Below are 21,435 nucleotides of genomic sequence, written 5' to 3'. Positions count from 1 at the left end.
ATGTTAACAAAATCTATCGAAATCAAATTGCCTAGAGGACTTGAGGCAAGACCTGTTGCAGAGCTTGTTCAGCTTGCGAGTAAGTACGAGAGCACAGTGCACATTGAAGCTCAGTCAAAAAAGGTAAATGCTAAGAGCATCATGGGAATGATGACACTTAATCTCACATCCGGTGAGCAGGTTACTGTTATAGCTGAGGGAAGTGATGAGGAAGCAGCAGTAGCTGATATGGAGAATTTTCTTCACGGTAATAAGTAATCCCTTATAAAAGGGAGGATGCCAGGTAAGCTTCCTTACCTGGCATATTATGAAAAAGTTTTATTTGGTATTGTCTTAACTCATCTGACAATATTATATTAACAAGTCTATATGTCTAAAAGATGATTTGAAGTAACCATTCTTTTAATTAATTGTAAACAAATTGTTAACGCCTGTGGCTTTAGTGATAATAAAGCATATAGGCGTATTATATTGTATAATTATGGATAGAGGTGGCTACTGTGTTAAGAAAAGTCTTTTTTATAATATCCAGAAACAACTTAAACCGACATGAAGTTTTGAAGTCCACGGAAGAAGCCTGTACTTATATCAGGGAGTGTGGATATGATTCGTCCTACGAATCTATTGAAGCAGTAACAGTAAGTGAATTTGTTCCCCAAAAAGGCTCAATACTTATAGTAACTGATCGAGCAGACTTTGCGAAGCTTTTGCGTGATGCTAATATACCCGTTGTGGGAATCTCAGGAACATTTAATAAAGATCAGGATTTTGAAGGATTAAAATATGTATTTGCAGATATAGATGATGTTGAGATGGATTCTTATGTGAAGGCGTATCAGAGATATGTCGGTGAGCCGTGGGAAGTTCTTGAAACCAAAAGACTTCGTGTAAGGGAGACAACTCTAAAAGATGTAGATGATTTTTATGATTTGTATAAAGATCCTGAGATGACCAGATATATGGAGGGTCTTTTCGAAAATCCCGAAGATGAAAAGAGATATCAAAAAGATTATATCGAGAAGGTTTATGGCCTCATGGGCTTTGGAATTTGGACTGTCATAAGAAAAGATGATGAGAAAGTTATTGGACGAGCCGGTTTCTCGGTTAGAAATGGATTTGACGATATTGAGCTGGGATTTTTGATCGGAAAGGACTATCAGCGGCAGGGGTATGCATATGAAGTTTGCTCAGCCATACTTGAATACGGAAAGAATATGCTCCTTTTTGATAAGGTTCAGGCACTTGTAAAAGCAGAAAATCATGTATCCATACATCTCTGTGAAAAACTGGGATTTGAGACGGAAGATACAGTGGATGTAGAAGAAAACATATATGGGAAAGAGTACAAAATTGATAAGAATGTGTCGGTAAGTCAGGCCCATTTTGGTAAATATGTAAGAATGGTTAAGTTTTTATGGTAATTTTAAGTTTCTTCCTATAAGATATATGTGTAACAAAAGGAAGAACAAAAGATAATAGATGCAAAGAGTTATGAGGACTCTTAAGGGAGGGCATCTATCGGAGGTAAAATGGATTCATTAGAATTATTTACACTGGTAGCAGGACTAATAGGCGGTCTTGCAATGTTCCTTTATGGAATGAATATAATGAGCGGCGGACTTACAAAGGCTGCCGGAGGAAAACTTGAGAGCGTGCTTGCCAAGGTTACAAAGCACCCTGTAATTGCCTATCTTTTCGGTGTGGGAGTAACCGCACTGGTACAATCTTCATCAGCTTCAACAGTAATGGTTGTTGGTCTTGTCAACTCAGGAATTATGACTCTTAAACAGGCCGTTAATGTTATTCTCGGCGCTAACCTTGGAACTACCTTTACTGCATGGCTTCTTTCATTAAACGCAATCAGTAGTGACAATTTCTTTATAAATCTTTTAAAGCCAAAGTCATTTACACCTTTTTTGGCTATTATCGGTATTGGTCTATACATGTTCTCTAAAAATGAGAAAAAGAGAAACATAGGAACTATACTTCTCGGATTTGCAGTTCTGATGTTTGGAATGAGTTCCATGTCAGATGCGGTATCACCACTAAAAGATGTAGATGAATTTAAAGAGCTTTTAACAACTTTCAGTAATCCAATACTTGGTTTCCTAGTGGGCACCTTGTTTACTATGCTTATACAAAGTTCAGCCGGAACTATCGGTGTGCTTCAGGCGTTGTCCCTTTCTGTTAAGGTTAAGCACTCGGTGGCAATACCTGTCGTAGTGGGTGCTGAGGTCGGAACATGTATAACGGCGATTCTTTCATCTTTTGGAGCCAATAAAAATGGTAAAAGAACAGCTCTTATGCACTTGTACTTCAATGTAATCAAGGCAGTTCTTTTCATGATAATTTTCTATACCCTCAATGCCATTATCCACTTTGACTTTATGGATGATAAGATTGGAATGGCCGGGATTGCCGGAATTCATACACTTATAAATCTGGTTGCTACGCCACTTATGCTTCCTTTCTCAGGATTTTTGGTTAACCTTGCACTTAAGACTATTCCGATTGATGACAAGGAAAAGAAAGAGCAGGAAGAAATGCAGGGAATCCGTACTTTGGATCCGCTGTTTTTATCAAACCCTCCATTTGCTCTTGAGCAGGCAAGGCAGGCAGCAGTTACAATGGCAGTTATGACAAAAGAGTCTTTGGAAAAAGCCATTGGACTTATTACGAATTATGACAGTGAAGTTGCCGGCGAAGTTGAATATCTTGAACGTCAGGTTGATAAGTACGAAGATGAACTGGGAACATACCTCATGAAGATAAACTCTCATCATCTTGCTCAGGAAGACAGCCATACATTGTCACTTCTTTTACATTGTATTACTGACTATGAACGTATCAGCGACCATGCTCTTAATATCGCACAAAAAGCCGGAAACATGGATGAGAATGGAAGAAAATTCACTCCAAAGGCTCAGGCTGAAATGGATATATATTCATCGGCTGTAATTGATATAGTAGATACATCAGTTACTGCTTTTGACAACCAGGATGCTAAACTTGCAAAAACAATAGAGCCTCTTGAAGAGACCATTGACGAGATTCAGAAAGAGGTTAAGCGCCGTCATATCAGAAGGCTTCGAAAAGGAAAGTGTACTATTGAGCAGGGCTTTGACCTTAGCGATATCGGTACTGATTTCGAGAGAATAGCAGATCACTGCAGCAATATTGCCGTTGGAATAATCGAATCTCATGAGGATAATTATTTTGCTCATGGATATCTTGAAACTCTTAAAGCTGAAAAGAATGATGGATTTGAGCAGGCAGTTGATTTCTATGAAAGAAAGTACAGACTTCCGGCTGTTAAATACTGATTTTTTATGATAGGACTGTGGTAGTGCGAAGCACGAAACAATCCGTGTTATCATTTTTTGGACGATTAAAACATTTTTGAAGAAGGAAATAAAATGGAGTTTGAGTTTTTAGAGAAAAAAGAACAGGGTAATTTCATTACAAGATATGATCTTCACTATAAAACAGTGGACGACAAGGAAAAAATATATGAGATGGTCAGCAGAAATCCTGATCTTAAGACAAGGGAAGATTTGAGCAATCCCAAGGAAGATGCAGTTGCCATCATTATGCATGATGTAACGGGAGAAAAAATACTTATCAATAAAGAATTCAGAATGGCAACCGGGGAGTGGGTTTACAATTTTCCGGCAGGTCTTATTGATGAAGGAGAAACAAGAGAACAGGCTGCAAGGAGAGAATTAAAAGAGGAGACAGGCCTTGATATAGTCAGGATAGATGAGTGGTGGGGCAAATGCTACAGCGCCATCGGTTTTTCTAATGAGAGAAATGCGTGTTGTGTAGGCATAGCTGACGGAACATTTTCTAAGAGCACATCTACTCAGGAAGAGATAGTTCCGGGGTGGTACACCAAAGAAGAAGTAAAAAAACTTCTTGAAACTCAGGCTTTTGCTGTAAGAACACAAGCTTATTGCTATATGTGGATTAAACAGTGATTACTGCATTTTATCAGGTTGCAGAGTATGAAAAGTAGTTTAGATAACAAGGATAGTAAACAAAGAGGAATATATCAAAAAGAAGACCATGGGGATGAGCTTAAAAGAGGTATAATTGGTCTTAATATCTGTGAGGAATGCGGTGGTTTTTGTACTGAAAGCGTTCCGCTTATCGAGGGGCTTCCTGTTAACGCTCAGGTAAGTTTGATGGAGCATTCTGTTCATGAAACATTAAAAAAGAACAGCTACCTTTTTAGAGAAGGTGAGCCTGTTGATTCTATATGCATTATCAGAAAAGGCAGAGTTAAGCTATGCAGATATGATTCACTCGGCAGGGAGCAGATCATAACAATTCTTGCAGATCATGACATAATCTGGGAAGGAATGTTTCTTGATGGCAGTATATATCCGTATTCTGCGGTTTGCCTGACCAATGCCTCTATCTGTCTCATTCACAGAGACGATTTCATAAAAGTTGTAGATAATCCTACGGCAGCTATGAATATAATCATTCTGCTCAGTAAAAAGCTGCATGATGCCAATGAGAGAAACATGCTTCTATCTACCAAGGACCCAATGGCGCGTCTTGCAGGGTTTCTTATGTATAGGGTAGACAGAAGCCCATCGGATGATATAGTATTAAAGCTTGACGACATAGCAGCAAGTGTCAATCTTCGAACAGAGACAGTCAGCAGAAAGCTTAGGGAAATGGAAAAAATGCGGCTGATTGAGAGACTTGGGCATGCCAGGATCAAGGTTCTGGACAGAGATACCTTGAGAGAAATTTATATATCACAGTAATTACCGTTGCAGATAAATATCTATTTATCTGCAATATTGTATTGTTTAGTAAGGAGTTATATGGTAAAAGGTAGAATTCATTCAATAGAGACTTTTGGTTCAGTTGACGGACCGGGAATCAGATTCATTGTTTTTTTGAAAGGGTGCAATTTAAGATGTAAGTACTGTCACAATGTTGATACCTGGAATCCTGAATCAGATGACCTCAGGACAGCTGATGAAGTTCTTGATTTTGCAGAAAGATATAGAAGCTACTGGGGCGAAGATGGAGGAATAACAGTAAGTGGAGGAGAGCCGCTTCTTCAGATTGATTTTCTTTTGGAACTATTTAGAAAAGCAAAGGAAAGAGGCATAAATACCTGCATAGATACTGCGGCACAGCCTTTTACCAAAGAAGAGCCTTTTTTTTCAAAGTTTAAGGAACTCATGGAGTATACAGATCTGCTTCTTCTTGATATTAAGCATATTAACAGGGAAGAACACATAAAACTTACAGGTCTTCCTAACGACAACATAAAAGAGTGTTTTGAATACTTAAATGAAATAGGCAAACCTATCTGGATTCGTCACGTACTTGTGCCGGGAATTACAGATGATGATAATTATTTAAGAGAAACAAGAAAGTTTATTGAGAAGCTTTCTAATGTACAGAGGGTAGAAGTTCTTCCATATCATTCTATGGGACAACATAAATTTGAGGAGCTTGGAATTCCTTATCAACTTGAGGGAGTTGAATCTCCTACGCAGGAAAGAGTAGAAAACGCAAAGGCTGTTTTAAACGGCCGGGAGAATTAATTAAACTATCAGCTTATGGGGAAGATGATTAGTTGGGGATTTAAAAAACTGGGGTTCTTTAGGTTGCCAATTCAGCGTCAAATTTTTTTGGCGCTGGTTTGGCTTTCTATTTTTACGTCTATAATACTGGGAATAGTTGTTTACAGTGTTTCCAGAAAAACAATTGAGGATCAATATAACCGTGCTCATGAAAGTTCAATCGGAGTTGCGAGTGAAATTGTAAAACTTAATTTGCGCTCAGATGTCGAACAGGCACGATCTTTATTATCATCCACTATTTTTTTACATAATTTTGTATCAGAGAATCGGAGCAGTACATTTTTTTCTGCTTCCTCAAATATCCTGATACAGGATCAGCTTTTAAAAATAATCTCATCAAATACAGAGATAAGGGATATCCTTGTAGTAAATTGCGCAGGGAATATAGCCTTTGCAACACAGAATGACTCGAATCAAAAGGAGATTATTCATTATTATCGGGATAACGACATTCTAAACAGTTTTTGGATAGAAGAAGCAGAGGAAAATAAGGGAAAAGAAGTATTCTATTCCCGAAATGTAATATTTGATGATAAAAACGAAACTTTTTCTTTGGTAAAGGAAATAATAGAACCGGTTGATTATAAGAAAATAGGATTTCTTGTAATGAATATAAGAAAATCTGATGCCTTCTCCAAAGCTTTTGGTACAAAGGACGAAGGCTATGGAACAGACTACGATCTGATTATGACAAGAGACTCCGATGATAATCAATATCGTCTTGTTTATTCATCAGCTGATTTGACAGAAATGCAGTTCCGAGAGATAAGCCGGGCATTTTACAATCAAGACAATTCTAAAAATGAACTTCTTTTTACGTCGGCTCATAATAACTTAAGTGGTTGGGACGTTGTCAATGTGATTTCTAAAAAGGAACTTGCTGCTCAAAGTAATTACATTGCATTGGTTTCATTAATTATTGGAATAGTGCTTGTGGGAATTAGTTTGCCGCTTTCCTATACTATATCCGGGTACATTACAAAACCTCTATATATCCTCGAAGAGAACATCATGGGGTTGGGAGAAGGCAAGTACCATGTTGACGCAGAATTTGATGACAGCGAAGCCGGGAGAATAGGCCAGAAGTTTAAGGATGTGGTCAACAATAATCTTGAACTGGAAAATAAGCTTATACAGACAAACTTAAAAGAAAGAGAAGCGGAGTTATTGCTGATGCAGTCCCAGATCAACCCACATTATCTATACAATACGCTGGACACACTCTATATGATGGCCATTATCAAGAATGAGGATGAGATAGCGGAGTTTGTACAGGCTTTGTCAGAAAACTTCAGATTAAGCCTTAATAAAGGCAACAAGCTGATAATGGTACAGGATGAAATTAGGCGTATTCAAGCCTATATGAAGATTCAGAACTATAGGTTTAAAGACAGATATACATTAAAAATCAATGTCAGTGCAGATCTTCTGAGAGAAAGAATGCTTACGTTTATTTTACAGCCCCTTGTAGAGAATGCCGTATTTCATGGTCTTGAACCAAGATCCGAAAAAGGTAAAGTTGTAATAGAGGGGAGATTAACTGACAGAAATATAGAATTTGTAGTAGAGGATGACGGAGTAGGAATTGAGGATATGAGCGCTCTTGAGAACGGGTATGGAGTCCGTAATATTAAAGAGCGAATAAAGCTTTTTTACGGGGAAGGGTATGAACCGGTATTCGAAAATACCGGTTCAGGAACAAAAGTAACAATAGTTGTACCAAGAATTACAACAGAACAGATGATACTTAGTATGTGAAAACTATTTGTATGGGGAAACGCTTATGACAAGGAAAATGGTAATAGTTGATGACGAAGCATTGGTCATTGAGGGAATCAAAGCTATAATCAAGCGCATTGAGGCAGATGTTGAGGTTGTAGGTTCTGCTTCGGATGGCATGCAGGCGCAGCGGGTAATAAGGAATCTGAAACCGGATATTGTCATAACGGATATCAGGATTCCGTATGTAGATGGACTTTCTCTTATTGAAGCATGTAAGGAGTACTGTCCGGATACATATTTTATCATTATCAGTGGGTTTCAGGAATTTGAATATGCCAGAAGGGCAATAAGACTTGATGTTGTAGATTACATCACTAAACCGGTTACAATTGATAAGCTCAAGGCAGCTTTAGATATGACTCGTAAAAAACAGATGGATGAAGAGGTACTTGACGGTTTTGATAGAAAAGATGACTGTCAAAAAGCTGAAAGCGGTCATAAAGCAATAGATCAGATAGTGGAATATATATCCAAAAACTATAATAAAGAGGTGGGACTTACTGAACTATCGGAACTGGTAGGAATGAATCCTGCTTATCTTAGTGTGCTTTTTAAAGAGACATTGGGAAAGACCTATATTAAGTATTTGACAGGAATAAGGATAGAAAAGGCTTGTCAGTTTTTGCTTGAAGGAAACAAAGTATCAGCAGTAGCTTCTATGGTGGGCATAAGTGATGTCCATTATTTTGGTGAAATCTTCAAAAAATATACAGGGAAAACTCCCAGAGAATATCGTGATTCTTCAGGTGTCTAAAAATAATCTAAAAAAAGTCTACATAATATATAAAATTTCCCCTATTTCATAAAATGTGCAAGGTGTATTGTACGTATTGTAATCGTTTGGCACAAGCCGAATATAACAATCATTTTATGGGTAGAAAATGGAGGGTTGTATGAAAAAGAAGGTTTTGGCAACATTATTGAGCACAGTTATGGTACTGGGATCTTTGGCAGGATGTGGCAGTTCAACTGCTGATACATCATCTTCAGAGACAGCTACGGAAACTAAAGAAGAAGTAAAAGAAGAAACAAAGACTGAGGCTGCTGCAGAGACTCAGACACAGGCAGCAGAAGGAACAGCATCATCTGACTTTTCTGGTGAAGATCCACAGCTTGCAAAAGACTTCCACATTCTTTCAATCTGGGCAGAAGATAATGATAACGGTGTTCTTATCAACAGCATCTGTAAATCTTATCAGGAAGTAAATCCAAATTTCACATATGAATATGAACTTGTATCTTCAGATGATTTAAGACAGAAGGTAGCTACATTGGTAGCATCTAATGATCTTCCTGATATGTTTGTTTATGAGTCAGGAAAGCCAATCGTTGATCTTATTGAAGCTGGGCAGATTACAGATATTGGAGCTCTTTTAAACGAAGTTGGCTCTACTGATTTTGTAACACCATCAGCAACATCACTTCTTCAGACTCTTTCAGGAACAGATACAATTTATGATCTTCCTCTTGGACTTAATGTGGAGGGATTTTGGTATAACAAGGCTCTCTTTGAGCAGGCTGGTATTACAAAGGCGCCTGAGACATGGGATGAATTTGAGGAAGTATTACAGAAGCTCAGCGATGCAGGTATTCAGCCACTTTCATGTGGAGCAGCAGATAAATGGGGAGCTACACGTCTCATCAATGCTTACACTGTAAGAAGCCTTGGAGCTGATGCTATGAAGAATGCAGCAGATGGAACAACATCCTATACAGATGAAGGGTATGTAGCAGCTGCAGCAAAGATTCAGGAGTGGGCCAATAAAGGATACTTTGGTGAAGGTGTTAATACTGTAGATATGAACACCGCAGGTTCAATGCTTATGACAGGTAAGTCAGCTATTTTTTACAATGGATCATGGTTTGCATCTAATCTTAATGACACAACAGCAAATGCAGCCGGTGAAGATGGAATTGGATTCTTTAATGTACCTGTAGTTGATGATTCAGTTTCAAAGATTGATGCGTATTCAATGAACTGTGGAAATATTCTTTGTCTTAGCCAGGCTAAGACAGATGAAGCAACAAAGTGGTTCATCAAATACTTTGTAGAGCACATTGGTGATGTTGCTATGGACACTCAGGGATCTATCAAAGGATATACATATTCAGCTCAGCCTACAGATATGTCCGGCTACACAAAGCTTGTACTTGACGAGATTGGAAAAGCTCAGAGTGCATTCACATGGTATGAGGCTACTATGGGATCAGAAGTATCTGATGCAGCACAGAGCAATGTTCAGATGCTCTTCTCAGGCGAGATGAGTCCTGAAGATTATATGCAGTCAATTCAGGATGCAGCGGATATGGCAGCAAACTGATAAAAAGTATTTCTGACGTACATTAAAATTCTACACAAGCGAGCGGTTATTTTTATACATCGCTCGCTTGTTTTATAAAAAGGGATGAGATAGAAGATGAAAAGAGTACTTGGAAATAAAGGAGCGATAGCTTTATTCGTAGTTCCGGCAACAATTTTATATTCGATAATAGTAGTTTTACCTGTCATTTGGTCTTTTTACTATTCATTTTTTTCCGGATCACCGGGACTTAAATGGGAATTTTCCGGCATAAATAACTACTTTAAATTATTTTCGGACAGGAATTTCCTGAATTCTTTATTGGTGAATTTAAAATACATAGGAATTGTAATGATCGGGCAAGTCGGAGGAGGACTTCTGATGGCTTTGATGTTCAAGTTCTGGCTTAAAAATCTAAAAAACGTCGTCAGAACCATAGTGTTTTTCCCGGTTGTTCTTCCAACGGTGGCAGTAGGTCAGCTTTTTGCAAAGATATATGAAATCCAGCCCAACTACGGGCTTCTTAATTCAATTCTTAGCGCGGTAGGTCTTGGAAGCCTTGTTCAGCCATGGATTGGGCAGGCATCTACTGCACTTGGCGCATTGGAAATAATGGATATCTGGACTGGAATTGGATTTCATTCAATTATTCTTTACGGAGCACTTCTTGATATTCCGGATGATGTAATTGAAGCAGGAAGAATTGATGGATGTAATGGATGGAATCTTTTTAAGAATATACTGGCTCCGCTTCTAAGGCCTATGATCATCACTTGTATGGTATTTAGTTTCTCGGGAACAGTAAAAATGTTTGAATCAGCTTTGGCACTTACAAACGGCGGTCCCGGAAATGCAACAAGATCACTTTCTATGTACATGTATTCGGTAGCTTTTACTTATAACAAAGTAGGATATGGCTCGGTTATAGCAATATTTATATTCTTGCTTTGTATTACCGGTTCAAAGATAATAAATCTTTTTGATAAAAAAGAAAGCTACTACTAGAAAGGAGATTACATGACGGAGAAAAATAAGCGCACGGTAAGTGGCATAATTATAAAAATAATAATTCTGGTTATATGTATTGTAGATATTTACCCGATTTTCTGGATGCTCACAGCTTCACTTAAACAGCAGCATGAGTGGTCATCAAGCCCTGCATATGCATTGCCGAAAGGATTTTATTGGCAGAATTATGTGGATGCGTGGACCAGAGGACACATGTCAATATTCTTTAAAAATTCTCTTGTGTATACTTTACTCTCACTTGTGTTTATAGTTTTTTTCTCTGTTACAGTGGGATTTGCTGTGACAAAAATGCAGTGGAAGGCTAAAAAAGCAGTGGCAGATTATTTTCAACTTGGAATAATGGTTCCGGTTGCTACAGCTCTTATTCCTTTGTTTCAGATATACAATAAAACAGGACTCTATAATTCAAAGTGGTCATTGATCATATCCTATGTAGCATTTGGACTTTCACTTTCAATTTATCTTGTTACAGGGTATCTTAGGTCTTTTCCTGACGAGATCATGGAGGCAGCAGTTATAGATGGATGTGGAATATACAAGCTTATGTATTATGTAGTTCTCCCATTAATGAAAAATGCGATCGTGACAGTGCTGGTTCTTCAGTTCTTCTTCAAATGGAATGACCTTCTTTTCTCAATGACTTTTGTATCCAGCACAGATCTGAAAACAGTTCAGACCGGACTTATGTATTTTTCTGATGAATTTGGTTCAAAGAACTGGGGAGCTATATTTGCTTCTGTATCAATGAGTATTTTGCCTATGCTTTTGCTTTACACAATTTTGAACAAAACCATAATTGAAGGAATGACTGCAGGAGCAGTAAAAGGATGAAAATGTTGGGACTTGAGGAAGAAAGAAAAATTATTTTTTCATATATCGAAGAAAACATTGAAGGTGTACTTAAAGAACCTGTTGGATTTATAAGATTTCCTTTTACGGATCCGGGTTCAGTTTACGACGGAAACGTGTGGGACTGGGACACATACTGGTGTACATATGGTTTGCTGCCCATCAGAAACAAGCTGAAAGGAGGCAGTTTAGCTGAAAAAATAATAGACCATTGTAAAGGAAATGTCTTTAATTTTTTTGACTGGCAGCTTGATGACGGTTATATTCCGATGATGATCGAAAATGGAAGATGGCCTGAACCATACTTAAATATTCAGCATAAAAAAGGGTATCTGATGAATATGCATAAACCATTTCTTTGTCAGCAGATTAATCTGATCAGCACAGAAACAGGTGATTATGACTGGATTTCAGAGTATCTTAACAAAATTGATAAGTATTTTGATTGCTATTTTAATAATTACTTTGATTATGACTGTGGGCTTTTTGTTTGGCGCGATGACATTATGATTGGAATGGATAATGATCCTGCGTCATTTGGCAGACCTAAGTCATCAACAGCCAATATCTTTCTTAACAGCTTTATGGTGGCGGAGCTTGAAGCGGCGGCTACCATCTATGAAAAATTCGGAAAAGATGAAAAGGCGTCTTTTTTAAGAAAAGATAAAAATAGTCTTGAGGAAGCGATTCACAGAGAGTGTTTTGATAAAAGAGATGAGTTTTTTTACTCGGTTGATGTTGATATCTGTACCAGAAAATATGATTGGTTTCATAAGGGTCTTGGAGTATTTTGGAACACACTTCCGATTAGAATTGCCACATGGTCAGGCTTTTTGCCAATGCTTGTAAATATAGCAACAAAAGAAGAAGCCGAAAGTCTTAGAACGCATTATCACGACGAGAAAGCTTTTACAAGCGCTTATGGAATATGTACGCTTGGGAAGAATGAAAAGATGTTCAACATAGAAGCAACCAATAATCCTTCCAACTGGCTGGGACCTGTTTGGCTGGTGGCCAACTACTGTATATTTAAAGGCATGCTTAATTATGGCTATACAGAAGAAGCAGAGGATATGTGTAAAAAAAGCGTAAAATTATTAGCCAAAGATATTAAAGATAGTGGCCAGATGCATGAATATTATAATCCGTTCAATGGAGAGCCTGTAATGAATGGCGGATTTATTAATTGGAACATATTGGCGCTTAATATGCTGGATGAAATGAACAAGGATTAAAAATGGAACTACAGGTTGTAACGGTCAAGGGAAAGGAGAAGTGGTTCTTCTCTCTTGATTTTATGGCAGACACTAACCTTGCTTACAAATATGGAGAATACCCGTGGCAGGAACCAACAGAATAAAAAAGAGCAACAAAAAAGCTCCTTGGCCCTCCGTTTATTCACAGTGGGTCGGAACCTTCTTGTAATTATATGATAACTTAAATACGGAAAAAGTCAATCATTTTTTAAAACGGATCATTTCACGGGCTTTCGTTACGATTATCATATTTCGAATATATTTGCTCTCGTTAAAAGCTGTCTGAAGTTCTTTTATGCACTTATCTTCAGGTATTCCTATACGACTCAAATCAAAGATAATATTTCTTGACTGAGTAGACGCTTTGTGAAGATTCCTTCTGATTGTACGCTCACTCTTACCGTCAGGAGACTTCATCTCCCATTCAAGTCCTTCAACAACTATATCCGGTATATATACACCGGGAATGTTGCTTGGCTTAAGGAATACTACATCTTTATCCTGAGCTGCAAAAAGCTCTGCTATTGCTTTTTCATGTGGATAAGGCTCTGAGTTAAGAGCTGAATAATCTATCTTTCCTGCCATTTATTCCTCCAACAATTTAAGATATGCATTTCATCTTACTCGTTGTCAGAAGAATCTGCAATATCAGGATTATCACGCTTAATTTTTCTTTGATGGCAGTCTTAATAAAGGTACCTGTAGGCATACCTGATTTCTCAATATACGGCTCGATTTCTCTCTCATATTTGTCTTTAGGTATTCTGAGATTGATAATCTTCATCTTGTTCTTCATGTACTTGAGAGTCGGGTTCTTTCTGCTTTCGTTATAACCGTTATAAGGCATATCTCATAAACATCTTTTCTTGCAGAGAAAACTCTTTTAGAAGAGAAGAGCAGGCACATCGCTCCAATTACACTCAAAGAGGCCAATGTTTTTGTTTATATTGCACGATATTTTTGGAAATACAAAAGAAAAAATGGTGAAAATAGTGAAAATAATCTTAAATTAATATAAAATAACTATATTATAGATTTTTTTTGATGGTGATTAGTTATGAAAATTAAGAATTTCTTTTCGTTTTTAATAGTTTCATATTTTTTCTTGCTGGTTATGCCATTTTTATCTGTCATGGTACTGTTGAAATATTGGGATAACAGTTCTACGGATTATTATCGTGAGACAGTAGAAAAAGACGTTACTGAAGGTAGAATTCTCTTTGAACAACGGGTAGAAGCTTTAAAAAGCGGAGCATATTCGGTGTCTCTTTCTGATGAAGTTAGATGGGTGGTGACATGCGCAAATGATGATAATAATAAATCTGAGGACAACTATATCACGAATCTTATTACATGCTTGAACAGACTGAATGAGGTGTTTGCTGACGGAGAGCTGTTTTCTGATTATAGCGTTGTCACGCAGAACAATTATGCGTTCAGGCGCCAGAGTATGAGTATTGGAAAAGAGTTTTTCTATAGAAATTACCGCAATTATAATGCAATGACATATCAGGACTGGTATGATCGCAGCTTTAAGAGTAAATCATGGAACTTGTTACCGATAGGTAATGTGACAATAGATGGTATAGCTGAAACAGCAATTACCTTCAATTATCCTGTTAGATATTCATATGGAAGTAAGGAAGATGCAGGAGCAGTTATCCAATTTTTTATAAAGGAAAAGAATTTAGAAAAAATGTTTTCGCCTATATTAGAGATGTATGGCGACGTCTATATTTTTGATGATACAAATAATCTTTTGGCAATGCTTTCAAATCAAGATACGAAACCTGAATATAATTTGCAGGACGTATTGAGTAAAGAGATAAGCGGTTTTTATAAAATAGGAGATGATAAAAGGCTTGTAGTTAAGCAAAAATCTGAAAGTGGAAATTTTACAGTTGTTGCATTGCTACCACCGGAGATAGTGTTGATGCACCCTCAACGCATGCGCAGACTGGCTATTATTCTTTTGGGGATTATTTTACTATTTGAAATATTGCTGGGATATATGTTTGCCAAGCAATTTACTATGCCATTGAAAAAAGCGATAAGCGGTATGCAATCAATTTATGATGATATCGTAAGCATTAAAAAGAAAAATAATGCAAAAGCGATTGCCGAGTCTGAAATCCTAGAAGAGGGAGTTAATTCGCTTTTAACTAAAAATAATCAGATGAAGGATCAACTGAAGAGTAAAGACGAAAAATATAAAGCTGTATTTTTTAGCTTGCTGTATTCAGGTACCTTTAAAAGTGATAAACAAGTTGACGACGAGGCGAAGGCAGCAGAAGTGGAATTTTATGACGGTATGCATTGCGTAATGACTGTTTACAGTGCATATGCAGATGATCTGAAAAAAGAGCTGGAAAAAATAACCAATAAATCGGTCAAATCTATATATAAAGCGGAGGATAAGGTACTTGCTATATTACTTTCATGTGAAGAGGATATATATATAACTGGAGAGATTATTGTTAATAAATGTAAAGAAGTAAATAAAAACGGAGATAAGGTTTTTATTGGACAAGGAAGACTATGCATGGATAAAAGTTGTCTTTGTAATTCATATAGACAGGCTTATTATTCCATGGAACATGCTTATAAAAATAATTCTTCCGAGTGTGTGATTCATTATGATGATATTGTTGATTTTAGCAATTTATATCGATATTCTTCACAAATGAGAATGCAGTTATTAAGTGCTGCTAAAAGTGGAAATAAAGAACAGGTTGAACAATTATTTTCTTATATATATGAATTAAATTTCACTAAGGCACATTTAAGAAAAATTATAAAAAAGTGTTTAGTATCCGAAGTGCTGTCTACATATCTTGATACAGTCAGAGATACTGTAAATACGGATGATGTAATGCTTATTGTAGAGAAAATAAATGATGAAACAGATCCAAGAAAAGCTATGACAATCCTGGAAGATGGATTCTTGAAGATTTGTGATGAAATAGTCCAAAATAATAATGAAAAGGAAAAAGAGTATCATAACAGACTAAAGCTGTTCATAGAGGAAAATTATAAAAATTCACAATTTGATTTGATTTCCTGTGCAGCTTCATTTGGATTATCTGAAAGTTATTTTTCTACTTTTTTTAAAGATATTTTTGGTACAACTTTTAGCAGTTATTTAGAGAAAATCAGACTTGAAAAAGCAAAGGTATTGATTGTAGAAAATAAAATGGATTTGGAAAAAATAGCATCATCGGTTGGGTATAGCAGTAGCGCAACATTTAGAAGAGCTTTCAAGAGGGTGTTTGGTGTTTCACCTTCTACGTGGAAACAGTTAGCACAGCAAATATAATGGTATTAGAGAGAAAAATGCACGGTACAAGAAGAATTGTACGGTGCATTTTCTAATAAAATGTATGCTGGAAAATGAATTTCAACTTGTTGGGATATTCAATAGTACAATAAACTTTTCTCAGAAGATTTCACTAGGGGTAGTGAAAAACAAAAATGTATTGGGAAAGGAGAACTAAATGAAAAAAAGAAAATTACAAAAGATCATGGCTGTAGCTGTATGTTCAGCAATGTCAGCATCATTGATTGGAGGGTGTGGATCTGAAAAAACTAATACAGATTCAGGAAAAGAAGCTACATCGACAATAGCAGACACAGAAGTTGCTGCTTCAGAAGTAAAAGAAAATGATGACTCACTTTTTAATGAGCCGGGAACACTTCCAATAGTGAAAGAGCCTATCACATTAACTGTTTTTGCACCTGCAAATGGAGAATATAGATGGGAAGATAATACTCATGTACAGGAACTGGAAGAAAAGACGGGTATACATCTTGAATGGCAAACAGCTGCTTCATCAGATGACATTAAGACAAAACTTAGTACATTATTTGCATCTGGAGATATGCCGGATATTATATTAACAGGTGTATCAGCAAAAAACAGATATGATAAGGCAACTGTTCAATCTTTAGCCGAGCAGGGACTTATCCTTCCTTTGACAGAATACTATGACACAGTATCTGTAAATTACAAAAAGCTGCTGGATGAAATTGATGGATTTAGAGAATACATTACTCAGCCTGACGGAAATATTTATGATATTCCCAATTTGGATGGCAGCCTTCATGTTCAATACAATATGAAAGCGTGGATCAATCAGACATGGCTTGATAATCTTGGCTTATCTATGCCTGAAACAACTGATGAGTTATATGAAGTTTTAAAAGCATTTAAAGAGCAGGATGCAAACGGAAACGGAGATCCTAATGATGAGATTCCTTTATCTACAGTAGTATCAGGCGCAGGTACCCAGATAGATGGATTTCTTATGGATCCATTCCAGCTGATTAGTGAAGAAAGTAAACTTATTATACAGGATGGAAAAGTAACATATGCACCTGTAACAGATGGATACAAAGAAGGATTAACATATTTAAATAAGCTATATTCTGAAGGTCTTATAAATCCTGAATCTTTCACACAAGATAAAGATAATCAGGTTAATGTAAATGAGTCTGGTGATGAGTGTGTGATTGGAGTATTTCTTGCACAGCGTCCGGGATATGCTTGTGATTTGTCAACGGAACCTTACTCAAAGAAGTGGGAGCAGTATAGAGCAATGTCTCCAATTGAGGGACCAAGCGGACAGAAGATTGCATCATGGAATCCATATGTAAGGTTCCAGGTTGGAATGACTTTTATTTCGAGTACTTGTTCCAATCCTGAAGCTGCGTTTAGACTAATTGATTATCTTGCATCAGAAGAAATGACATATCGACAAGCTTTGGGAGTTGAAGGAGTCCATTATGAGATGCTGGATGATAGCACGACAGAGGTAGGACTTGATGGAGTTACAAAGGCAAAGTACAAACGTCTTAACGCTGACACATCAAATCAGACTTTGGGACAGCTATTTGGACTTACAAGAACAGAGGAATTTATTTCGGCTGAGGCTACCAATCCGGATCCTTATGCAGATGATGTTAAGCCACTAAATGGGAGACAGGTTGTGATGTATAAAGCTTCCAAAGAGATGGAAAAATATAGACAGGACATAAGTACTGTTATGCCTGATTTGTATATGAGTTCTGAGGATTCTGCTGAAATGTCGCTGCTAAAAACTAACATTACGGATACACAAAAGCAATATATGACTCAGTTTATAACAGGCGAACGTGCAATTGATACTGATTGGGATAATTATCTTGATGCATTAGAAAACGTTGGATTACAGAGATATCTTGAAATGCTTCAAAAGGCGTATGATTCATCAGCTTTTAGTGGCTAATACATAAAGGGGGATGGAAGAAATGATTTCTAGACCATCACGAGTGGGGATAGCCAACACAGCGCAAGAAAGAAAAAACGTTATAAGGGCGATAAAAAGACACTGGCAGTTGTATCTGATTGTGCTTCTTCCAATTGTTTATCTTGTAGTGTTTAAATATGTTCCAATAGTCGGAGCACAGATAGCTTTTAGAGATTACAACTTTAAAGATGGAATATGGAATAGTAAATGGGTGGGATTAAAGCATTTTAACAGTTTTTTTTCTTCGCCACAGTTTGGAAAACTAATGATAAATACTCTTGGATTGTCAGTTTACAACATTGTAGTAGGTATTTTTCCTCCTATATTACTGGCGATATCACTTAATTATGTAAGGGTAAAGTTTTTTGGTAAAACTGTTCAGATGATAACTTACATGCCATATTTTATTTCAACAGTTCTTGTAGTTGGTATTTTATCTCAATTATTATCCCTTACAGGAGTGGTAAACCACATGATTGAGGCATGTGGAGGAACAGCAATCCATTTTATGGGAAGTCCCAAATTGTTTAAGACGTTGTATGTTTTTTCCGGGGTATGGCAAAATACCGGATATAATGCTGTTATTTACATTTCTGCCATTGCAGCTGTTGATCAACAGCTGCATGAGGCAGCAACTGTTGACGGGGCCAATATATGGCAAAGAATACGATATATAGACATACCAAGTATAACCCCTACAGCTATAATTCTATTGATAATGGCATGTGGACATGTTCTTACAATGGGATATGAAAAAGTTCTTTTAATGCAAAATGATTTAAATATGGAGACCTCAGACATAATATCGACATATGTTTATAGGATTGGATTAACTTCCATGCAATATAGCTATTCAACAGCAGTTGGAGTTTTTCAATCGGTTGTTTCACTTATCTTGTTATTAGTGGTCAATTATATTTCTGGTAAATATTCTGATACCAGCCTTATGTAGGAGTAGTGATGAAAAACAGAAAGATATCATTAAATATTAACAGTAACACAGTTTTTTACATTTGTAACACTATATTTTTATTGTTCTGTTTTTTGATAGTAGTTTTTCCACTTTTGAATGTTGTGTCTTCTTCGTTTTCATCGCCTGCAGCAGTTTCCAGAGGGCAGGTCGGGCTTCTCCCTAAAGGATTTAATTTAGAAGTGTATAAACTGATATTTTCTAATAATATGCTTTTGATGGGGTACAGAAATTCTATAATTTATACTTTTGTTGGAACTGTATTTAATATAGTTCTTACTATAATGGCAGCGTATCCCTTAGCTGTAAAAGATTTTGTCGGGAGAAAAGTGATTTCTATGCTGTTTGTTTTTGTTATGATTTTTTCAGCGCCTCTTATTCCTACATATCTTAATGTTAAGGAGCTTCATTTGCTTGACAGCATGTGGGCTTTGGTATTGCCCGGAGCAATTTCAGTTTACAACATGATAATAGCCAGAACTTATTTTCAAAACAGTATACCTTCTGAAATGCTTGAATCAGCACGATTAGAAGGGTGTGATGATATAAAAATATTGACGTCTATGGTCCTCCCATTATCAAAGTCAATTATTGCAGTTTTGGTCTTATATTATGCAATTGCTCATTGGAATTCATACTTTGATGCATTTATTTATTTGTCTACAGACTCAAAATTTCCATTGCAGGTGGTTTTGAGGAATATTATGAGTTCTGCCAAACAACTTGAGGAAATGGCTACAAGTGCAGATCAAAGTTCACGTGCTGCAACTATAGAGGTAATGAAATACGCGATTATCGTAGTTGGAAGTTTACCTCTGATAATATTATATCCATTTGTACAAAAGCATTTTGTTAAGGGAGTAATGATTGGTTCGGTGAAAGGGTAAAAGGAGATAAAAATGAGTGAATTTGAATATCCATTGGAAGTGGTTAAAGATAAGCATTATTTTTCAAAAAACGGAAAGCCTTTCTTTTGGTTGGGAGATACTGCCTGGCTTATATTTGCAAATATAAATGAAGATGATGCAGCTGTTTATTTAAAAAACAGATCAGAAAAAGGGTTCAATGTTATTCAGGCTGTTCTGATATATGCTACTGAAGGCTTGAGAGATATAAATAAAATGCCAACACTAAGATGCGATGTGGAAAATGAAGATTATTGGAAACATTGCGACAGAGTGATAAAAAAAGCTGAAGAGTTAGGTCTTTATATGGCTCTTCTTCCGGCATGGGGGAGTTTAGTAAAAAATGATGTTCTGACAAGAGAAAATGCTGAAAAGTACGCGGAATTCCTGGCTGATCGATATGCAGATTATAAAAATATAATCTGGATTTTGGGAGGTGACATTAAGCCGGATGGATATGAAGATATATATGAGAAAATGGCTCTGATATTTAAAAAGAAAAATCCGGATAAACTAATTGGTTTTCATCCTTTTGGCAGATGTTCTTCCAGCCTTTGGTTTAATGATGCAAAATGGTTGGATTTTAATATGTTTCAATCGGGACATAGAAGATATGATCAGTGCCAGATGGGAGCATGGGATGACACTTCCAATATAATGTCTTTGAATGGAGAAGATAACTGGAAATATGTTGATCATGATTTAGCAAATAGTAACAGGCCAACTATAGATGGAGAGCCTTCATATGAATGGATCCTTCAGGGATTACATGATGATACGCAGCCGTACTGGGTGGCAAAGGATGTGCGAAGATATGCCTATTGGTCAGTGTTTGCTGGGGCAGCAGGTCATACATACGGTGATAATGCGATAATGATGTTTTTTAATGGTAATAAAGATGGTGTGGTTTATGGAGTTAAAGAGGATTGGAAAGCATCACTTCATCATGCAGGATCCGGACAAATGGGATATCTCAAAAATCTGATGCTTTCGGTGGACTTTCAGAGTGGCGAAAAAAGAGATGACCTAATTGTCGGAGGTCAGAGAGAAAAATATGAAAGAATAGCATTATTTGCCGGCGATGAATTCCTAATGGCATATAACTTTCTTGGTAAGGGTTTTTCAATTAATGTAAAGGATTATCCTGGTAAAGAAATCTGGCTATTTAGACCTGCGACGGGAATATACAGTTATATAGGGAAAGTAACCGATGATACCTATGATTACAGGGAAGTACCTTCATATAATGAGGATGCTGATGTTGTAATAGTGATTAAGTAAGAAAAAGAAGTATGTATGATAGAGCGGATAATCAAAGTTTTTGAGGGTTTGCCAAAGTTTTTGAGGGTCTGACTTGAGGGTCAGACCCTTTTTGAGTGGGAGTTTTTGAGGGTTTAGTTTGAGGGGCTGGTTTGAGGGGCTGGTTTGAGGGTTTGGTTTGAGGGTC

General features: G+C 36.8%; 20 protein-coding genes. 18 read left to right on the top strand and 2 right to left on the bottom strand.

From position 1 onward, the window contains the following. From J6O61_RS02650 to J6O61_RS02590, 13 genes are all read left to right on the top strand, one after another. On the top strand, positions 1-258 hold the full coding sequence (locus J6O61_RS02650) for an HPr family phosphocarrier protein (protein ID WP_292209251.1): 258 nt from the start codon (positions 1-3) through the stop codon (positions 256-258). Positions 259-500: 242 nt separating this feature from the next. Next, a complete protein-coding gene (locus J6O61_RS02645) occupies positions 501-1,421 on the top strand; it encodes a GNAT family N-acetyltransferase (protein WP_292209249.1) in 921 nt (306 codons plus the stop codon). A 108-nt stretch (positions 1,422-1,529) separates the two neighbouring features. Then, positions 1,530-3,323, top strand: a complete 1,794-nt coding sequence (locus J6O61_RS02640; RefSeq protein WP_292209248.1) for a Na/Pi cotransporter family protein — start codon at positions 1,530-1,532, stop codon at positions 3,321-3,323. 93 nt (positions 3,324-3,416) lie between these two features. After that, a complete protein-coding gene (locus J6O61_RS02635) occupies positions 3,417-3,977 on the top strand; it encodes an NUDIX hydrolase (protein ID WP_292209245.1) in 561 nt (186 codons plus the stop codon). Between the two features lie 27 nt (positions 3,978-4,004). Continuing rightward, positions 4,005-4,778, top strand: a complete 774-nt coding sequence (locus J6O61_RS02630) for a Crp/Fnr family transcriptional regulator (RefSeq protein ID WP_292209242.1) — start codon at positions 4,005-4,007, stop codon at positions 4,776-4,778. Positions 4,779-4,838: 60 nt separating this feature from the next. Continuing rightward, a complete protein-coding gene (pflA, locus tag J6O61_RS02625; RefSeq protein ID WP_292209239.1) occupies positions 4,839-5,573 on the top strand; it encodes a pyruvate formate-lyase-activating protein in 735 nt (244 codons plus the stop codon). 15 nt (positions 5,574-5,588) lie between these two features. After that, positions 5,589-7,370 carry a sensor histidine kinase gene (locus J6O61_RS02620; RefSeq protein ID WP_292209236.1) on the top strand — a complete coding sequence of 594 codons (1,782 nt, stop codon included), beginning with the start codon at positions 5,589-5,591 and terminating at the stop codon, positions 7,368-7,370. Positions 7,371-7,395: 25 nt separating this feature from the next. Beyond that, positions 7,396-8,148, top strand: coding sequence for a response regulator transcription factor (locus tag J6O61_RS02615; protein WP_292209233.1), 753 nt, complete (start codon positions 7,396-7,398; stop codon positions 8,146-8,148). Positions 8,149-8,287: 139 nt separating this feature from the next. Next, positions 8,288-9,715 carry an extracellular solute-binding protein gene (locus tag J6O61_RS02610; RefSeq protein WP_292209230.1) on the top strand — a complete coding sequence of 476 codons (1,428 nt, stop codon included), beginning with the start codon at positions 8,288-8,290 and terminating at the stop codon, positions 9,713-9,715. Between the two features lie 96 nt (positions 9,716-9,811). Continuing rightward, positions 9,812-10,699 (top strand): carbohydrate ABC transporter permease, encoded by an 888-nt coding sequence (locus J6O61_RS02605; RefSeq protein WP_292209228.1) that lies wholly within the window; start codon positions 9,812-9,814, stop codon positions 10,697-10,699. A 12-nt stretch (positions 10,700-10,711) separates the two neighbouring features. Beyond that, entirely contained in the window at positions 10,712-11,554 is an 843-nt protein-coding gene (locus tag J6O61_RS02600) for a carbohydrate ABC transporter permease (protein ID WP_292209225.1), read from the top strand. After that, the gene (locus J6O61_RS02595; RefSeq protein WP_292209223.1) at positions 11,551-12,807 is read left to right on the top strand and encodes an MGH1-like glycoside hydrolase domain-containing protein; all 1,257 of its coding nucleotides are present in this window, start codon (positions 11,551-11,553) and stop codon (positions 12,805-12,807) included. Before J6O61_RS02600 ends, J6O61_RS02595 begins: the two co-directional genes overlap by 4 nt. Before the next feature lie 2 nt (positions 12,808-12,809). Then, positions 12,810-12,932 carry a hypothetical protein gene (locus J6O61_RS02590; protein ID WP_292209221.1) on the top strand — a complete coding sequence of 41 codons (123 nt, stop codon included), beginning with the start codon at positions 12,810-12,812 and terminating at the stop codon, positions 12,930-12,932. 97 nt (positions 12,933-13,029) lie between these two features. Here J6O61_RS02590 and J6O61_RS02585 read toward each other — a convergent pair whose 3' ends face one another. After that, on the bottom strand, positions 13,030-13,413 hold the full coding sequence (locus J6O61_RS02585; protein WP_292209219.1) for a hypothetical protein: 384 nt from the start codon (positions 13,411-13,413) through the stop codon (positions 13,030-13,032). A gap of 16 nt (positions 13,414-13,429) precedes the next feature. Then, positions 13,430-13,675, bottom strand: coding sequence for a hypothetical protein (locus J6O61_RS02580; RefSeq protein WP_292209217.1), 246 nt, complete (start codon positions 13,673-13,675; stop codon positions 13,430-13,432). A 210-nt stretch (positions 13,676-13,885) separates the two neighbouring features. Here J6O61_RS02580 and J6O61_RS02575 point away from each other — a divergent pair, with 210 nt between their 5' ends. The 5 genes from J6O61_RS02575 to J6O61_RS02555 all read left to right on the top strand — a co-directional run bounded on the left by J6O61_RS02575 (position 13,886) and on the right by J6O61_RS02555 (position 21,269). After that, the gene (locus J6O61_RS02575) at positions 13,886-16,144 is read left to right on the top strand and encodes a helix-turn-helix domain-containing protein (RefSeq protein WP_292209215.1); all 2,259 of its coding nucleotides are present in this window, start codon (positions 13,886-13,888) and stop codon (positions 16,142-16,144) included. A 178-nt stretch (positions 16,145-16,322) separates the two neighbouring features. After that, positions 16,323-18,092, top strand: coding sequence for an extracellular solute-binding protein (locus J6O61_RS02570; protein WP_292209212.1), 1,770 nt, complete (start codon positions 16,323-16,325; stop codon positions 18,090-18,092). 22 nt (positions 18,093-18,114) lie between these two features. Continuing rightward, entirely contained in the window at positions 18,115-19,065 is a 951-nt protein-coding gene (locus J6O61_RS02565) for an ABC transporter permease (protein WP_292209210.1), read from the top strand. An 8-nt stretch (positions 19,066-19,073) separates the two neighbouring features. Beyond that, on the top strand, positions 19,074-19,970 hold the full coding sequence (locus tag J6O61_RS02560) for a carbohydrate ABC transporter permease (protein WP_292209209.1): 897 nt from the start codon (positions 19,074-19,076) through the stop codon (positions 19,968-19,970). A 12-nt stretch (positions 19,971-19,982) separates the two neighbouring features. Continuing rightward, on the top strand, positions 19,983-21,269 hold the full coding sequence (locus J6O61_RS02555; RefSeq protein ID WP_292209207.1) for an apiosidase-like domain-containing protein: 1,287 nt from the start codon (positions 19,983-19,985) through the stop codon (positions 21,267-21,269). The last annotated feature ends 166 nt before the right edge of the window (positions 21,270-21,435 follow it).

The organism is Butyrivibrio sp. (assembly GCF_017635265.1).
In the GTDB taxonomy this organism is placed as follows: Bacteria; Bacillota; Clostridia; order Lachnospirales; family Lachnospiraceae; genus Butyrivibrio.
The sequence above is the reverse complement of the archived record's forward strand: the minus strand, read 5'-3'. Positions and strand labels throughout refer to the sequence as shown.

What these genes read in the sequence shown, in the direction of transcription:
- J6O61_RS02605 (WP_292209228.1), top strand. Translation starts at nt 9,812, where the DNA reads ATGAAAAGAGTACTTGGAAATAAAGGAGCGATAGCTTTATTCGTAGTT.
- J6O61_RS02570 (WP_292209212.1), top strand. Translation starts at nt 16,323, where the DNA reads ATGAAAAAAAGAAAATTACAAAAGATCATGGCTGTAGCTGTATGTTCA.
- pflA (WP_292209239.1), top strand. Translation starts at nt 4,839, where the DNA reads ATGGTAAAAGGTAGAATTCATTCAATAGAGACTTTTGGTTCAGTTGAC.
- J6O61_RS02560 (WP_292209209.1), top strand. Translation starts at nt 19,074, where the DNA reads ATGAAAAACAGAAAGATATCATTAAATATTAACAGTAACACAGTTTTT.
- J6O61_RS02630 (WP_292209242.1), top strand. Translation starts at nt 4,005, where the DNA reads ATGAAAAGTAGTTTAGATAACAAGGATAGTAAACAAAGAGGAATATAT.
- J6O61_RS02585 (WP_292209219.1), bottom strand. Translation starts at nt 13,413, where the DNA reads ATGGCAGGAAAGATAGATTATTCAGCTCTTAACTCAGAGCCTTATCCA.
- J6O61_RS02595 (WP_292209223.1), top strand. Translation starts at nt 11,551, where the DNA reads ATGAAAATGTTGGGACTTGAGGAAGAAAGAAAAATTATTTTTTCATAT.
- J6O61_RS02575 (WP_292209215.1), top strand. Translation starts at nt 13,886, where the DNA reads ATGAAAATTAAGAATTTCTTTTCGTTTTTAATAGTTTCATATTTTTTC.
- J6O61_RS02590 (WP_292209221.1), top strand. Translation starts at nt 12,810, where the DNA reads ATGGAACTACAGGTTGTAACGGTCAAGGGAAAGGAGAAGTGGTTCTTC.
- J6O61_RS02600 (WP_292209225.1), top strand. Translation starts at nt 10,712, where the DNA reads ATGACGGAGAAAAATAAGCGCACGGTAAGTGGCATAATTATAAAAATA.
- J6O61_RS02620 (WP_292209236.1), top strand. Translation starts at nt 5,589, where the DNA reads ATGGGGAAGATGATTAGTTGGGGATTTAAAAAACTGGGGTTCTTTAGG.
- J6O61_RS02615 (WP_292209233.1), top strand. Translation starts at nt 7,396, where the DNA reads ATGACAAGGAAAATGGTAATAGTTGATGACGAAGCATTGGTCATTGAG.
- J6O61_RS02580 (WP_292209217.1), bottom strand. Translation starts at nt 13,675, where the DNA reads ATGCCTTATAACGGTTATAACGAAAGCAGAAAGAACCCGACTCTCAAG.
- J6O61_RS02635 (WP_292209245.1), top strand. Translation starts at nt 3,417, where the DNA reads ATGGAGTTTGAGTTTTTAGAGAAAAAAGAACAGGGTAATTTCATTACA.
- J6O61_RS02650 (WP_292209251.1), top strand. Translation starts at nt 1, where the DNA reads ATGTTAACAAAATCTATCGAAATCAAATTGCCTAGAGGACTTGAGGCA.
- J6O61_RS02565 (WP_292209210.1), top strand. Translation starts at nt 18,115, where the DNA reads ATGATTTCTAGACCATCACGAGTGGGGATAGCCAACACAGCGCAAGAA.
- J6O61_RS02610 (WP_292209230.1), top strand. Translation starts at nt 8,288, where the DNA reads ATGAAAAAGAAGGTTTTGGCAACATTATTGAGCACAGTTATGGTACTG.
- J6O61_RS02640 (WP_292209248.1), top strand. Translation starts at nt 1,530, where the DNA reads ATGGATTCATTAGAATTATTTACACTGGTAGCAGGACTAATAGGCGGT.
- J6O61_RS02555 (WP_292209207.1), top strand. Translation starts at nt 19,983, where the DNA reads ATGAGTGAATTTGAATATCCATTGGAAGTGGTTAAAGATAAGCATTAT.